Below are 14,731 nucleotides of genomic sequence, written 5' to 3'. Positions count from 1 at the left end.
ATTCGTAATGCGAATCATATGCCATCATTCTTTACCGGATTCCGCGCGGCGTGTATCCGTCGTTCTAGTGGTGAACATGAAGCAGTTTTCGACGCACCCTGCAACCCGCATTTTTCTCGAATTTTTCGAGAAAAATGCGGCGGACATACCCCATCTGGGGGGATTGCTTCGCTGGCCGGAGAGCCTTTTCCAGAAAGGCGTGGAAGCCTGATCACTGTGAAGCGGCTTGCAATTGGTCGCGGTACGTGCAGAACGAATGGGCCACGCAAGGCGGCAAACATGGAGACAGCACTAGCTGGCCAATGTCGCCATCAACAACGTTTCGGAATGTCAAAGAAGGCGGATTCATTCGCAATAATGTCGTCGCCTTAGCGGATCACTCGGCCAGGCTGGCATGCACGCATCTGGTGGTCGATTCCGGCCGGTCGCATCTCGTTCGACGCGTTGCAGGCCACACGCGTCGACGCGTGGCATCGGATCTGACGATCATCGTGTCGCCGTCCACTCGTTTGCTCGACCCCACCGGCTCGTCGGATTTTCCCGAAGCATCACCTAACCTGATGGCATCCGCTATCCGTTTGCCGCTAGCTCAAATCTTTCGTTTTGTAATAAACCTTGCAAACTGTCCTATCATGTCGCCCCGCGGACCGTGTTCGCGCGACCGCTATACGTAATCGACCTATTTGCAAGGACACTGGATGGAAGCACTCGTGCATGGGCTGATCGACGCCGTCAACGGCGTGTTGTGGAACTACGTGCTGATTGCGCTGCTGCTCGGCGCCGGCGCGTGGTTCACGCTGCGGTTTCGGATGATCCAGCTGAAGGCGCTGTTCCTCAGCATGAAGCTGGTCGGCAGCAAGGGCGAACCGGGCAGGATCTCGTCGTTCCAGGCATTCGCGACCGGGCTCGCGAGCCGGGTCGGCACCGGCAACATCGCGGGCGTCGCGGTCGCGCTGACGGTCGGCGGTCCGGGCGCGATTTTCTGGATGTGGATGACGGCGCTCGTCGGGATGTCGTCCGCGTTCGTCGAGGCGACGCTGGCGCAGATCTTCAAGGTGTCGCATCCGGACGGCAGCTATCGCGGCGGCCCCGCGTACTACATCCAGACTGGCCTGCGCTCGCGCGGCTTCGGCGTGCTGTTCTCGCTGTCTCTGATCCTCGCGTTCGGCTTCGTGTTCAACGCGGTGCAGGCCAACGCGATCGCCGATGCATTCCACACGTCGTTCGGCTGGAGCCGCGAGACGGTCGGCCTCGGCCTCGTGCTGCTGAGCGCGCCGATCATCTTCGGCGGCATTCGCCGCATCGCGGCCGTCGCGCAGGTGATCGTGCCGGTGATGGCGATCGGTTATCTCGCGCTCGCAGTCTACGCGGTCGCGACGCATATCGCGCTGGTGCCGGCCGTGATCGCGCTGATCGTGAAAAGCGCCTTCGGTCTCGAGCAGGCCGCAGGCGGGTTGACGGGCTATGCGGTCAGTCAGGCGGTCGCAATGGGCGTCAAGCGCGGGCTGTTTTCGAACGAGGCGGGCATGGGTAGCGCGCCGAATGCGGCGGCGACCGCCAGCACGCGGCATCCGGTCGTGCAGGGGCTGATCCAGATGCTCGGCGTGTTCGTCGACACGATCGTCATCTGCAGCGCGACCGCGTTCGTGATCCTGCTGTCCGGCCAGTACGAGTTGGGCACCGGGATGGAAGGCGCGGCGCTCACACAGCGCTCGATCGCGAGCCACGTCGGCGACTGGGGCGGCATCTATATGGCGTTCGCGATCTTCTTCTTTGCGTACTCGTCGGTAATCGGCAATTACGCGTACGCGGAGGGCAACGTCGAATTCATTACGAAGCGGCGCGGCGTGCTGCCGCTGTTCCGGATCGCGGTGCTCGGGATGGTGATGTTCGGCAGCGTCGGGCAACTGCCGCTCGTGTGGGCGATGGCCGATACGAGCATGGGACTGATGGCGATCATCAACCTGATCGCGATCCTCGCGCTCGGCAAATACGCGCACGCCGCGTGGGCCGATTATTGTCGCCAGCGCGCGGCCGGCATCGCCGATCCGGTGTTCACGCGCAACACGATCCCGGCGCTTGCGAACGTGCTGCCGGCCGACGTGTGGGGCGAGCATGGCCCGCTGCCGCCGCGCCCGGTTTCGGCCGATGCAGCGAGCGCGCCGCGTGCCGCGGTGCGCGAGTCATGAACGCCGACCGGCTGCGTGCATTCGTCGCGCTGATGCCCGATACGGCATCGCGCGACGCGCTGCATGCGTTGCCGGTCACCCGTGGCGCGCGGCGGACGCTGCCCGCGCAACTGCACGTGACACTCTCGTTCATCGGCGCGATCGAACGCGCGCGTTGCGACGCGCTGGCCGCGCGCCTGCCGGCGCTTGCGGCCGCGCATGCGCTGCCGTTGCAGCGGGTCGAGCGGATTGCCTGGTGGCCGAGCCTGCCGCGCGCGCGGCTGATCGTCGCGGAACTTGCGCCCGATGCTGCCTGTGCGGCGCTGAATGCCGAGTTGTGCGCGCTGCTGCGCGAGTTGGGCGTGCCGGCCGACCGCCGGCCGTTCAGGCCGCATGTCACGCTCGCGCGGCTGCCGCGCGACGCGGAAGGGCAACCCGCACACGGCGGCGCGACCGGACGGCCGGTCGCGCTGCGCTTCGACGCGCTGACGTTATTTGAAAGCCGGTTGTCGCGCGACGGCGTATCGCATGTGCCGATCGTGTCGGTGCCGGTCGGGCGGGCCTAGCGCGAAGGCCGGAGGACGAGCAGGAGAAGAAGGCCGGCGCGGTATGTGCCGGCCTTCCGTGGCGAGGTTACGCGGCGACCTTGTCGTCGTCGTTCACGCGTTCGACGTTGATCGTGCCGACGTGGAACGCGGCGAGCGACTCGCGGTGTGCGATGCTGACGATCGCGGCCGTGGGCAGCCGCTCGGCGAACAGGTGGTAGAGCCGCGCTTCGTTGTCGGCGTCGAGCGCGCTCGTCGCTTCGTCGAGGAACAGGAAATCCGGCTTGTGCAGCAGCACGCGCGCGCCGGCGAGACGCTGCTGTTCGCCCGGCGACAGCACGCGCGTCCAGTGACCGGTTTCGTCGAGGCGCTCGACGTAGTCTTCGAGACGGCACGCGCGCAGCGCGTCGCGGCACGCATCGTCGGTGAACGCATCGGGCGCGGCCGGATAGGTGAGCGCGGCCTTCAGCGTGCCGATCGGCAGGTAGCTGGTTTGCGGCACGAACATCATCCGTGCGCCGACCGGCGCGTCGATCGCGCCGTCGCCGAACGGCCACAAGCCGGCCAGCGCGCGCATGAACGTGCTCTTGCCCGAACCCGACTTGCCGATCACGAGCCAGCGCGAGCCCGGTTCGATCGTCACGTTGCCGATGTTCGCGAGCGCGGTGCCGTTCGGCAGCGCGAGCTTCAGCGACGAGGTCGACAGCTTCGCCGCATCGACGTAGTGCAGGTTGATGCCGCCGTGCTCGGTCGCGGGCGACAGGCTTTCCTTCAGGTGCGACGTGCCCATCACGCGCTTGAATTCGCGCAGACGATTGACGGTGGCGCGCCAGTCGACCAGGGTCGAGTAACTGTTGATGAACCACGAGAACGAATCGCTGACGGTTCCGAATGCGGACGCGATCTGCATCAGCACCCCGAACGAGAACGCGCCCGCGAAATAGCGCGGCGCCGCGACGACGAGCGGGAAGATGATCGCGATCTGACTGTAGAACGCCGTGACGAACGTAAGGCGCTTCGTGTACTTCATCACGCGCCACCAGTTGTCGCGAATGCGCATGAACAGCGTTTGCGCGGTGCCGATCTCGGTTTTTTCGCCGTCGTAGAACGCGATCTGCTCAGCGTTCTCGCGCACGCGGATCAAACCGAAGCGGAAGTCGGCCTCGACGCGCTGTTGCTGATAGTTGATCGACACGAGCGGGTGGCCGACCTTCTGGATGATCAGCGAGCCGACCACCGCATACAGCGCGGCCGCCCAGACCATGTACCCGGGAATCGCGATCGGCGTCGCGCCGAGCGTAATCGTCAGCGCGCCCGCAAGCGACCACAGGATCGCGATGAACGACACGAGGGTGACGACCGTCGACAGCAGGTCGAGCGACAGCGTGAGCGTGGCCGTGGCGAACGACTGGAGGTCGTCGGTGATCCGCTGGTCGGGGTTGTCGGCGAGGCGGTCGCGCTCGATCCGGTAGAACGCGCGATCGCCGAGCCATTGGCCGAGAAAGCGCTCGGTGAGCCACTGGCGCCAGCGGAACCCGAGCATCTGGCGCAGATAACGGCCGTAGACGGCGAGGATGATGAATGCGAACGCGAATCCCGAGAACTGCATCAACAGGCCGGGGAAATCGCGCACGTTCTTCGACTGCAGCGCGTTGTAGAACCCCACGTTCCACTTGTTCAGTTTCACGTTGATCCAGACCACGCAGAGATTGATCGCGATGATCGTGATCAGCAGCCCCCACGCGACTTTCCATTCCGACGACACCCAATAGGGCTTGATGAGGCTCCATGCGGATACCGGGCGCTCGTCCTGCGGCGCGTCGGAGGCGGGGCGGACGGGATCGATCGATTGGGTCATGTGCTTCCTGATGTGTGGCCGGCGCGCGGGGCCCGGCGAGGCCGGGTGCGCGCCGCGATACGGCGTGCGGCATGCCGGCACGGGGGCCGACTGACGGCGGGCGTCCGGATGGTGGCCTGCACGTCTTAAACGGCACTTAAGACCGGCAGTGACGCGGCAACCGACCGCTCGCGCGGCCGGCCTGCGGGCATTGTGCCAGAGCGTGCGCGGCACGACGGCGAATTTGCCGCATGGGGGACAGTTTGCGGCGTTTTCCGCTTTTATGGTCTAATGGCCGACGACGAAACAGGGGTGCTTCGAGCGCGGCCGCGGGTAGTTCCGGGCAACGCGGCGAGGCTGAGAAAGACCCTTCGCACCCGATCCGGGTAATACCGGCGAGGGAAGTTTCTGATCCCGCCGGGCCGCGCTGGCTGCCATCCCACATGGTCAGCGCCCGAGTCCCGCCCGGCCGGCCGCTGCCGCCGGTTTCGTCCTTTTGGGTACGCGCGTCGCGCGTTACGGAAGGAATGATGACCGCTCAATCTTCAGTCTTTTGCGCTGTTTCCGGTTCGCCGCCGTGTGTGTCTGCACGCGGCGGTGCGCGTGCGCCGGCATTCGCTGCAGATGTGCGCGCGGCTCGCGGGGAGGGCGCGCAATGAATCTCCACGCTTCCCGGCCCGATTTCGCGGTACTCGGCGGCGGCCTCGTCGGCCGCCTGATCGCGTGGCGGCTCGCGGGCGACGGGCACCGCGTCGCGCTGTACGAGCGCGGCGGTCCGGACGGCGAGCAGTCGGCCGCGTGGATCGCGGCCGCGATGCTCGCACCGCTCGCCGAGGCGGCGAGCGCCGAACGCCTGATTGCCGAGCTTGGCGCGGCGTCGCTCGCTCGCTGGCCGCAGTGGCTCGCCGAGCTTCCTGAATCCGTGTTCTTTCAGCATCGCGGCACGCTCGTCGTCTGGCATCACGCGGATCGCGCGGAGGCGCCGCTGTTCGAACGGCGCGTGCGCGCGAACGCGCCGGCCGAGCTGTTCGACGGCGGCTTCATCGCGTTGGCCGGCGCGCAGATCGACGCGGCCGAGCCCGCACTCGCCGGGCGCTTCGCGCGCGGGCTGATGCTGCCGCGCGAAGGGCAGCTCGACAACCGGCAGGCGTTGCGCGCGCTCGCGGCAGGCCTCGCGCAACGCGGCGTCGCGCTGCACTGGCACGCGACGATCGACGACGCGAATCGGCCCGACGCGCATTTCACGATCGACTGCCGCGGCCTCGGCGCCAAATCCGCGCTGCCTGCGCTGCGCGGCATCCGCGGCGAGGTTGCGCGCGTGCGGGCGCCCGGCATCGGTCTCACGCGGCCGGTGCGGCTGCTGCATCCGCGCTATCCGCTGTACATCGCGCCGAAGCAGGACGACCTGTATGTGATCGGCGCGACCGAGGTCGAGGGCGAGGACATGTCGCCGGTCAGCGTGCGCTCCGCGCTCGAACTGCTGAGCGCGGCGTTCTCCGTTCATCCGGCCTTCGGCGAGGCGCGCATCCTTGAACTCAACGCGCAGTGCCGACCGACGCTGCCCGATCATCGCCCGGCGGTGATCTGGGACGGCGCGACGACGCTGGCCGTCAACGGCCTGTACCGGCATGGCTTCATGATCGCGCCGGAAGTCGCGCACGCGGCGGTTGAATTCGCGCAGGCCGCGCTCGGCGGCGCGTTCGCCGATACCGACGCGTTCGACGCATGGCGCGATGCCGCGCGCTGGCCGACGCTCCTTCACCATCGCGACGACGCACGCCAGCCGGCCTGATTGCGCGCCGCCGATCGAATCCGACCAAGCTCCATGGACATCCAGATCAATCAACAGACACTGACGCTGCCCGACGGCGCGACGGTGGCCGACGCGCTCGAAGCGTACGGCGCGCGGCCGCCGTACGCGGTCGCGCTGAACGGCCATTTCGTCGCGCGCACGCAGCATGCGGCGCGCGCGCTCGCGGCGGGCGACAAGCTCGACGTGGTGCACCCCGTCGCGGGCGGCTGAGCGCCGCCGGTTCGCCCACGCTCCTCCAGGAAATCGACATGACGTCCCTCACTTCCGCCGACGCGCTCACGCTGTACGGCGAAACCTTCACAAGCCGCGTGCTGCTCGGCACGTCGCGCTATCCGTCGCTGCAATCGCTGTCCGATTCGATCGTCGCGTCGCGTCCCGGGATGGTGACGGTCGCGTTGCGCCGCCAGATGACCGGCGGCACCGCCGAAGCCGGTTTCTTCGAGCTGCTCAAGCGCCACGCGGTGCCGCTGCTGCCGAACACGGCCGGCTGCCAGACCGTTGCCGAAGCGGTGACGACCGCACACATGGCGCGCGAGGTGTTCGAGACCGACTGGATCAAGCTCGAGCTGATCGGCGACGACTACACGCTGCAGCCCGATCCGGTGGGCCTGATCGAGGCCGCCGCGCAACTGGTCAAGGACGGCTTCAAGGTGCTGCCGTACTGCACGGAGGACCTCGTGATCGGCCGGCGCCTCCTCGATGTCGGCTGCGAGGCGCTGATGCCGTGGGGCGCGCCGATCGGCACCGGCAAGGGCGTCGTGAACCCGTACGGGCTGCGCGTGCTGCGCGAGCGACTGCCCGACGTGCCGCTGATCGTCGACGCGGGGCTCGGCGTGCCGTCTCACGCATGCCAGGTGATGGAGTGGGGCTTCGACGGCGTGCTGCTGAACACGGCCGTGTCGCAGGCCACGCATCCGGAAATCATGGCGCGGGCGTTCGCGCAGGGCGTCGAGGCCGGCCGCGCGGCCTACCTCGCCGGGCCGATGGACGCGCGCGAGACCGCGCACGCGAGCACGCCGGTCGTCGGGATGCCGTTCTGGCATCAGGACGGGGGCGCCGCATGAGCGCGCGCTTCGCCGACGCGTTCTGGCCGCCGGCCGACGAGCTCGCCGAAGCGGCAGAACGGATTCGTGCGCGCCTCGGCGACTGGCCGGCCGCCACGACGCCGTGGCGGCTCTGCGTCGCGGCGCCCGAGGCGCCGGCGGACGGCGACGTGCTGATCGTGTCGGCCGGGGACCGTGCCGCGCAGGCGCGCGTGTCGGCGGCATCGCGGCCGGCCTCGGCGGACGCCGTCGCGATCGAATTCGACGAGCGCGGCGCGACCCTGCACGCCGCGGGCGTGCGCCATGCGCTGGAAGCTGCGCATCCGCTCGCGGACGACTGGATCGCGGCGCTCGCCGCGTTCCTCGACTGCGGTTTTGCGCCGATCGACGCGCTGGTGCTCGCGCTCGCATGGCGCGATGGCGACGACACGCGCGATGCCGACGCTTGGCCCGTCGATGCCGCACGGTTCCCGCGGGTTGCCGGCCTGGCCGCCGCGCCGGAGCCCGCGTTCCCGCCGTGCCCCGCGCAGCTCGGCCTTTATCCGGTGGTCCCCGATGCTGAATGGGTCGAGCGTGTGCTCGAGTGCGGCGTGCGCACCGTGCAATTGCGCGTGAAAGAGGCTGGCCCCGACGCACTCCGCCGGGAAATCGCGCGCGCGGTCGCGGCCGGACGCCGCTATCCCGATGCACGCGTGTTCATCAACGATCACTGGCAGATCGCGGTAGAAGAGGGGGCGTACGGCGTTCATCTGGGTCAGGAAGACCTGGAAACCGCCGATCTGGCCGCGATCGCGCGGGCCGGACTGCGGCTCGGGCTGTCGAGCCACGGCTATTACGAGATGTTGCGGGCGTTGCACGAGCGTCCGAGCTACCTGGCGCTCGGCCCCGTCTACGCGACCGCGACCAAGGCAGTCGCCGCGCCGCCGCAGGGCCTCGCCAGGATTGCGCGCTATGCGTGCTTCGCGGGCCCCCAAGCGCCGCTCGTCGCGATCGGCGGCGTGGGGCTCGACGCGCTGCCGGACGTGCTGGCGACGGGCGTCGGCAGCGTCGCGGTCGTCAGCGCGGTGACGGGCGCCGCCGACTATCGGGCTGCGATTGTTGCGTTGCAGCAATGTTTTGCCTCACAATTTGACAATCGTTGACCGCAGGGCGCGGAACGGCTTCACGACATCATTCCGATGCAGGCCCTATAATTCGGCGTTCTGCGTAAAAGGACTGTCAGCTCCGTGAGCCCCACTCCTACCGACACACTGCTGGAACTTCGCGACGTCGACTTCGGCTATGGCGAGCGCCTCGTCCTGTCGAACCTGAACCTGCGCTTCGGGCGCGGCCAGGTCGTCGCCGTCATGGGCGGGTCGGGCTGCGGCAAGACGACCGTGCTGCGCCTGATCGGCGGCCTCGTGCGCGCGAACCGCGGCCAGGTGCTGTTCGACGGCGCCGACGTCGGCGCGCAGACGCGCGACGGCTTGTACGCGCTGCGCCGCAAGATGGGCATGCTGTTCCAGTTCGGCGCGCTCTTCACCGACATGTCGGTGTTCGAGAACGTCGCGTTCGCGCTGCGCGAACACACCGACCTGCCCGAAGACCTGATCCGCGATCTCGTGCTGATGAAGCTGAACGCGGTCGGCCTGCGCGGCGCGCGCGATCTGATGCCGTCCGAGGTGTCGGGCGGGATGGCGCGCCGCATCGCCCTCGCGCGCGCGATCGCGCTCGATCCGGAACTCATCATGTACGACGAGCCGTTCGCGGGCCTCGATCCGATCTCGCTCGGCATCACCGCGAACCTGATCCGCACGCTGAACCAGGCGCTCGGGGCGACGTCGATCCTCGTCACGCACGACGTGCCGGAGTCGTTCGCGATCGCCGATTACGTGTATTTTCTGGCCAATGGCGGCGTGCTCGCGCAGGGTACGCCCGACGAGCTGCGCGCATCGACCGATCCGAGCGTGCGCCAGTTCATCGACGGCGCGCCGGACGGCCCGTACAAATTTCATTACACGAGCCCGCCGCTCGCAGCGGATTTCGGGCTCGGCGGAGGGCGCGCATGATCAGCGCGATCGGACGTTACGTCATCGGCGGCCTCGAACGCGCGGGCTACGGCACGCGGCTGTTCGTGCGCCTCGTGCTGGAATTCTTCCCGCTGCTGCGCCGGCCGCGGCTGGTCACGAAGCAGATCCACTTCCTCGGCAACTATTCGTTCGTAATCATCGCCGTGTCGGGTCTGTTCGTCGGTTTCGTGCTCGGCCTGCAGGGCTATTACACGCTGAATCGCTACGGGTCCGAGCAGGCGCTCGGCCTGCTGGTCGCGCTGTCGCTCGTGCGCGAACTCGGGCCTGTCGTCACCGCGCTGCTGTTCGCGGGCCGCGCGGGCACGTCGCTCACCGCAGAGATCGGCCTGATGAAGGCCGGCGAGCAGCTCACCGCGCTCGAGATGATGGCCGTCGATCCGATCAAGACCGTGATCGCGCCGCGCCTGTGGGCCGGCATCATTGCGATGCCCTTGCTCGCGGCGATCTTCAACGCGGTTGGCGTGCTCGGCGGCTATTTCGTCGGCGTCGTGCTGATCGGCGTCGATCCTGGCGCGTTCTGGTCGCAAATGCAGGGCGGGGTCCAGGTATGGGCCGACGTCGGCAACGGCGTGATCAAGAGCATCGTGTTCGGATTCGCCGTGACCTTCATTGCACTGTTTCAAGGGTATGAAGCGAAGCCCACGCCCGAGGGCGTGTCGCGGGCGACGACCAAGACGGTCGTGTTCGCGTCGCTCGCCGTACTCGGCCTCGATTTCCTGCTGACCGCGCTGATGTTCAGCTAAGCCTCAGCCAAGCCAAATTTTGGGATGACGATGAAAAAGACTGCTCTCGACTTCTGGGTCGGCCTGTTCGTGGTGGTGGGCTTCCTTGCGGTGCTGTTCCTTGCGCTGAAGGTCGGCAACATGAGCTCGCTGTCGTTTCAGCCGACCTACTCGGTGAGAATGAAATTCGACAACATCGGCGGGCTGAAGCCGCGTGCGGCCGTGAAGAGCGCGGGCGTCGTCGTCGGCCGCGTGAAGTCGATCGGTTTCGACACCAACACCTATCAGGCGGTCGTGACGATCGACGTCGACGGCCAGTACCAGTTCCCGAAGGACTCGTCCGCGAAGATCCTGACGTCGGGCCTGCTCGGCGAGCAGTACATCGGCCTCGATCCGGGCGGCGACACCGAAATGCTGAAGGCCGGCGATACGATCACGATGACGCAGTCGGCCATCGTGCTCGAGAACCTGATCGGCCAGTTCCTGTACAGCAAGGCAGCCGATGCGGGCGGCGCGAAGCCCGCGGCAGGCGCACCGGCGACGCCGGCCGCGCCCGCACCGGTTGCGGTGCCGGCGTCCGCGGTGTCCGGGGCGGCCGGCCAATAACCACACGAGAGAACGACAAGAGGGTAATGACCATGCAGACGATCCGCATCAGGCACGCCGCGCTCGCCGTGGCGGCAGTCGCCGCGTTGAGCGGTTGCGCGACCGTGCAGACGCCGACCAAGGGCGATCCGCTCGAAGGCTTCAACCGCACGATGTACAAGTTCAACGACACGGTCGACACCTACGCGCTGAAGCCGGTCGCGAAGGGTTACCAGTACGTGGTGCCGCAGCCGGTGCGCGACAGTGTGACGAACTTCTTCTCGAACATCGGCGACGTCTACATCGCGGCGAACAACATCGTGCAGCTGCGAATCGCGGACGGTGTCGGCGACATCATGCGGGTCGTGATCAACACGGTGTTCGGCGTCGGCGGCCTGTTCGACGTCGCGACGATCGCGAAGCTGCCGAAGCACACGGCCGACTTCGGGATCACGATGGGCCGCTACGGCATGCCGTCGGGCCCGTATCTCGTGCTGCCGCTGCTCGGACCGAGCACGCTGCGCGACACGGCCGGCCTCGGCGTCGACTACGTCGGCAATCCGCTCACGTACGTGAAGCCCGACGGGCTCAGCTGGGGCCTGTTCGGCGTGAACCTCGTGAACACGCGTGCGAACCTGCTCGGCGCCGGCGACGTGCTCGATGCCGCGGCGCTCGACAAGTACTCGTTCGTACGCAACGCGTACCTGCAGCGCCGCCAGATGCTGATCGACAATGCGCGCGGCGAGGCGTCGACGACGTCGGGCAACGATGCGCTGCCGAAGTACGATCTGCCGGACGACGGCGCGGCGCCCGCACCGGCGGCGACCGGCGCGGCGGGCGCGGCGGGTGCAGCCGCAGTCGGCGGCGCGACGGCGCCCGCGGGCGCATCGGGCGCGGCCGTTGCTGCACCGGCATCGGGGAGCGCCGAATCGCCGAACCCGGCGAGTGCGACCAATGTGCCGGCGATGCAGATGACGCCGCCGGCGCCGGGCGGCTTCCGCTTCCCGAGCATCAAGCTGCACTGACGAACTTACATTCGTTACAGCCGGAAACGATTCAGTCGGTAGCGTGCGCGAACTTGCGCGTAAGCTACCGGCTCCAACCTTCGCATCGACTTTTCATGCAGGTCACCATGATGAAAAAACTGTTCCTGATTCCCGTATTCGCGGCGCTGTTCTCGTTCGGCAGCGCAGCTCACGCGCAAGTCGACCAGTCGAACCCGCAGGCGCTGATCAAGACGGCAACGCAGCAGGTGCTCGACGAGGTCAAGCAACAGACGATCAAGCAGGGCGATACCAACCGCATCATCTCGATCGTCAACAAGGACATCCTGCCGTACACCGATTTCCGCCGCACCACGCAGCTCGCAATGGGCCGCAACTGGCGCACGGCGACGGCCGACCAGCAACAGCAGGTCCAGGAGCAGTTCAAGCTGCTGCTGATCCGCACGTACTCGGGCGCGCTCGCGCAGCTGAAGCCGGACCAGCAGATCCAGTACCCGCCGTTCCGCGCCGATCCCGCGGACACCGACGTCGTCGTGAAGACGATCGCGATGAACAACGGCCAGCCGGTCCAGATCGACTACCGCCTGTACAAGACGGCCAACGGCTGGAAGGTTTATGACCTGAACGTGCTGGGCGCATGGCTGATCCAGACGTACCAGCAGCAGTTCAACGAGAAGATCCAGCAAAGCGGCGTCGACGGCCTGATCAAGTTCCTGACGCAGCGCAACCAGGAGCTTGCCGCCGGCAAGCAGGCGTCGTGAGCGGCTTCGCAGCCGGCTCGTCGCTGACCGTCGCGAGCGCGAAGGCCGCGCTCGCGGACGGTCTCGCGCGCATCGACGCGGGCGCCACCGCCGTCGATTTTGCCGCGCTCACGCAGTTCGACTCGTCCGCGCTCGCCGTGCTGCTCGCATGGCAACGCGCCGCCCACGCGCGCGGCGCCACCCTCGACATCCTCAATCTCCCTCCGAAGCTCGCGAGCCTCGCTCGCGCGTACGGCGTCGACACCCTCGTCGAACCCACCGGCCGACATTGACCCTGTCCGCTCGAAGCCTGCCGCGCCAGCCGGCGCGCGCACGCTTCCGGCCGCGCGCCTGCCGCGTCGGCTCCACCAGCCGGTTTGCCCTATAATCAAGCGTTTTGCGGGGCTGCCAATCGGCGTCCGGCCCCCATTTTCATTCGCAGCAAGCACAGAATAGGCGTCGCGGCCGTTGCGTCGCGCACAGTCATGTCAGCCATAGAAATCCGTCACGTCAAGAAGCGCTACAAATCGCTTCAGGCGCTCAAGGGCGTCAGCCTGTCGGTCGAGGAAGGCGAGTTTTTCGGTCTGCTCGGCCCCAACGGCGCAGGCAAGACCACGCTCATCAGTATCCTCGCCGGGCTAGCCCGGGCCGATGAAGGCAGTATCTCCGTGCGCGGCCACGACGTCGTCAAGGACTTCCGCGGCGCGCGCCGCGCGCTCGGCGTCGTGCCGCAGGAGCTCGTGTTCGACCCGTTCTTCACCGTCCGCGAGACGCTGCGGATCCAGTCCGGCTATTTCGGGCTGCGTCGCAACGACGACTGGATCGACGAAGTGATGGCCAATCTCGACCTCACGGAAAAGGCCGACGCGAACATGCGCGCGCTGTCGGGCGGGATGAAGCGCCGCGTGCTCGTCGCACAGGCGCTCGTGCACCGGCCGCCCGTGATCGTGCTCGACGAGCCTACAGCCGGAGTCGACGTCGAGCTGCGCCAGACGCTGTGGAAATTCATCTCGCGGCTGAACCGCGAGGGCCACACGATCGTCCTGACGACCCATTACCTCGAGGAAGCCGAGTCGCTGTGCGACCGCATCGCGATGCTGCGTCGCGGTGAAGTCGTCGCGCTCGACCGCACCGATGCGTTGCTGCGCCGCTTTGCGGGGCTGCAGCTGTACCTGCGGCTCGCGACCGGCGCGCTGCCGGCCGAGCTGCGCGGGATGGAAACGGATCCGGCCGCGCGCGCGCCGGGCGAGCACCTGCTGCGCCTTGCGAACTACGACGATGTCGAGCGCATCCTCGCGCAGTGTCGCGCGGCGGGTTGCACGTTCGACGAGATCGAGGTCCGCAAGGCCGACCTCGAGGACGTGTTCGTCCAGGTGATGAACGGAGCAGAAGTCGTCGAGGGACTCGCATGAGCGGTTTTCAAACCCTGTTCTACAAGGAACTGCTGCGCTTCTGGAAGGTGTCGTTCCAGACGGTGTGCGCGCCGATCGTCACGGCGCTGCTGTATCTGACGATCTTCGGCCACGCGCTGTCGGGCCGCGTCGAAGTGTATCCGGGCGTCGAGTACGTGAGTTTCCTCGTGCCCGGCCTCGTGATGATGAGCGTGCTGCAAAACGCGTTCGCGAACAGCTCGTCGTCGCTGATCCAGTCGAAGATCACCGGCAACCTCGTGTTCGTGCTGTTGCCGCCGCTATCCTACAAGGACATCTTCGGCGCGTACGTGCTTGCGTCGGTCGTGCGCGGGCTCGCGGTCGGCGCCGGCGTGTTCGTCGTGACGATCTGGTTCATTCCGACGCACTTCGCCGCGCCGTTGTTCATCCTCGCGTTCGCGCTGCTGGGCTCTGCGATCCTCGGCACGCTCGGGCTGATCGCCGGGATCTGGGCCGAAAAGTTCGATCAGCTCGCCGCCTTCCAGAACTTCCTGATCATGCCGCTGACGTTCCTGTCCGGCGTGTTCTATTCGACGCACTCGCTGCCGCCCGTGTGGCGCGAGATCTCGCGTCTCAATCCGTTTTTCTACATGATCGACGGCTTCCGTTACGGGTTCTTCGGCGCGTCCGACATCAACCCGCTCGCGAGCCTCGCGATCGTCACCGGTTTCTTCGTGTTGCTCGCGGCGTTCGCGATGCGGCTGCTCGCGACCGGCTACAAACTGCGTCATTGATATCGACGGCAGCGGCCGCCTCGGGCGGCACGCGCCGACAG

16 protein-coding genes and 1 riboswitch are annotated in these 14,731 nt (G+C 67.2%); of the genes, 15 read left to right on the top strand and 1 reads right to left on the bottom strand.

Going from position 1 to position 14,731, the window contains the following annotated elements; genetic code table 11:
- Nucleotides 1–76 precede the first annotated feature (76 nt).
- The 3 genes from WK25_RS32245 to thpR all read left to right on the top strand — a co-directional run bounded on the left by WK25_RS32245 (nucleotide 77) and on the right by thpR (nucleotide 2,734).
- Nucleotides 77–211, top strand: a complete 135-nt coding sequence (locus WK25_RS32245) for a hypothetical protein (RefSeq protein ID WP_257785756.1) — start codon at nucleotides 77–79, stop codon at nucleotides 209–211.
- A gap of 487 nt (nucleotides 212–698) precedes the next feature.
- Nucleotides 699–2,189, top strand: coding sequence for an alanine/glycine:cation symporter family protein (locus WK25_RS00670; RefSeq protein WP_069240812.1), 1,491 nt, complete (start codon nucleotides 699–701; stop codon nucleotides 2,187–2,189).
- Nucleotides 2,186–2,734 (top strand): RNA 2',3'-cyclic phosphodiesterase, encoded by a 549-nt coding sequence (thpR, locus tag WK25_RS00665; RefSeq protein ID WP_069240811.1) that lies wholly within the window; start codon nucleotides 2,186–2,188, stop codon nucleotides 2,732–2,734. The genes WK25_RS00670 and thpR overlap by 4 nt, the downstream gene beginning before the upstream one ends.
- 67 nt (nucleotides 2,735–2,801) lie before the next feature.
- Here the strand turns inward: thpR and WK25_RS00660 are convergent, their stop codons facing one another.
- The gene (locus tag WK25_RS00660; RefSeq protein WP_069240810.1) at nucleotides 2,802–4,571 is read right to left on the bottom strand and encodes an ABC transporter ATP-binding protein/permease; all 1,770 of its coding nucleotides are present in this window, start codon (nucleotides 4,569–4,571) and stop codon (nucleotides 2,802–2,804) included.
- 277 nt (nucleotides 4,572–4,848) lie between these two features.
- Nucleotides 4,849–4,971, top strand: a riboswitch (TPP riboswitch).
- A gap of 234 nt (nucleotides 4,972–5,205) precedes the next feature.
- On the opposite strand from WK25_RS00660, the gene WK25_RS00655 reads away from it, so the two are divergent.
- The 12 genes from WK25_RS00655 (at nucleotide 5,206) to WK25_RS00600 (ending at nucleotide 14,690) form a co-directional block, all read left to right on the top strand.
- Nucleotides 5,206–6,342, top strand: coding sequence for an FAD-dependent oxidoreductase (locus WK25_RS00655; protein WP_069240809.1), 1,137 nt, complete (start codon nucleotides 5,206–5,208; stop codon nucleotides 6,340–6,342).
- Nucleotides 6,343–6,375: 33 nt separating this feature from the next.
- On the top strand, nucleotides 6,376–6,573 hold the full coding sequence (gene thiS, locus WK25_RS00650) for a sulfur carrier protein ThiS (protein ID WP_040143104.1): 198 nt from the start codon (nucleotides 6,376–6,378) through the stop codon (nucleotides 6,571–6,573).
- A gap of 38 nt (nucleotides 6,574–6,611) precedes the next feature.
- Complete coding sequence (locus WK25_RS00645; RefSeq protein ID WP_069240808.1) at nucleotides 6,612–7,427, top strand: thiazole synthase; 816 nt, start codon at nucleotides 6,612–6,614, stop codon at nucleotides 7,425–7,427.
- On the top strand, nucleotides 7,424–8,548 hold the full coding sequence (gene thiE / locus WK25_RS00640; RefSeq protein ID WP_069240807.1) for a thiamine phosphate synthase: 1,125 nt from the start codon (nucleotides 7,424–7,426) through the stop codon (nucleotides 8,546–8,548). Before WK25_RS00645 ends, thiE begins: the two co-directional genes overlap by 4 nt.
- An 84-nt stretch (nucleotides 8,549–8,632) precedes the next feature.
- On the top strand, nucleotides 8,633–9,454 hold the full coding sequence (locus tag WK25_RS00635) for an ABC transporter ATP-binding protein (RefSeq protein WP_040143108.1): 822 nt from the start codon (nucleotides 8,633–8,635) through the stop codon (nucleotides 9,452–9,454).
- The gene (gene mlaE, locus WK25_RS00630) at nucleotides 9,451–10,218 is read left to right on the top strand and encodes a lipid asymmetry maintenance ABC transporter permease subunit MlaE (RefSeq protein WP_011655796.1); all 768 of its coding nucleotides are present in this window, start codon (nucleotides 9,451–9,453) and stop codon (nucleotides 10,216–10,218) included. Before WK25_RS00635 ends, mlaE begins: the two co-directional genes overlap by 4 nt.
- 24 nt (nucleotides 10,219–10,242) lie before the next feature.
- Nucleotides 10,243–10,803 (top strand): outer membrane lipid asymmetry maintenance protein MlaD, encoded by a 561-nt coding sequence (mlaD, locus tag WK25_RS00625; protein ID WP_040143109.1) that lies wholly within the window; start codon nucleotides 10,243–10,245, stop codon nucleotides 10,801–10,803.
- Nucleotides 10,804–10,835: 32 nt separating this feature from the next.
- A complete protein-coding gene (locus WK25_RS00620; protein WP_059545481.1) occupies nucleotides 10,836–11,807 on the top strand; it encodes a VacJ family lipoprotein in 972 nt (323 codons plus the stop codon).
- Nucleotides 11,808–11,917: 110 nt separating this feature from the next.
- Nucleotides 11,918–12,547, top strand: a complete 630-nt coding sequence (locus WK25_RS00615) for an MlaC/ttg2D family ABC transporter substrate-binding protein (RefSeq protein ID WP_069241901.1) — start codon at nucleotides 11,918–11,920, stop codon at nucleotides 12,545–12,547.
- Nucleotides 12,544–12,819 (top strand): STAS domain-containing protein, encoded by a 276-nt coding sequence (locus WK25_RS00610; protein ID WP_040143110.1) that lies wholly within the window; start codon nucleotides 12,544–12,546, stop codon nucleotides 12,817–12,819. Before WK25_RS00615 ends, WK25_RS00610 begins: the two co-directional genes overlap by 4 nt.
- A 192-nt stretch (nucleotides 12,820–13,011) precedes the next feature.
- Nucleotides 13,012–13,938, top strand: coding sequence for an ABC transporter ATP-binding protein (locus WK25_RS00605; protein ID WP_040143112.1), 927 nt, complete (start codon nucleotides 13,012–13,014; stop codon nucleotides 13,936–13,938).
- Nucleotides 13,935–14,690: an ABC transporter permease gene (locus WK25_RS00600; protein ID WP_040143113.1), complete on the top strand. Its 756-nt coding sequence runs from the start codon at nucleotides 13,935–13,937 to the stop codon at nucleotides 14,688–14,690. The genes WK25_RS00605 and WK25_RS00600 overlap by 4 nt, the downstream gene beginning before the upstream one ends.
- The last annotated feature ends 41 nt before the right edge of the window (nucleotides 14,691–14,731 follow it).

It is taken from the genome of Burkholderia latens (assembly GCF_001718795.1).
GTDB classification, from domain to species: domain Bacteria; phylum Pseudomonadota; class Gammaproteobacteria; order Burkholderiales; family Burkholderiaceae; genus Burkholderia; species Burkholderia latens_A.
The sequence above is the reverse complement of the archived record's forward strand: the minus strand, read 5'-3'. Positions and strand labels throughout refer to the sequence as shown.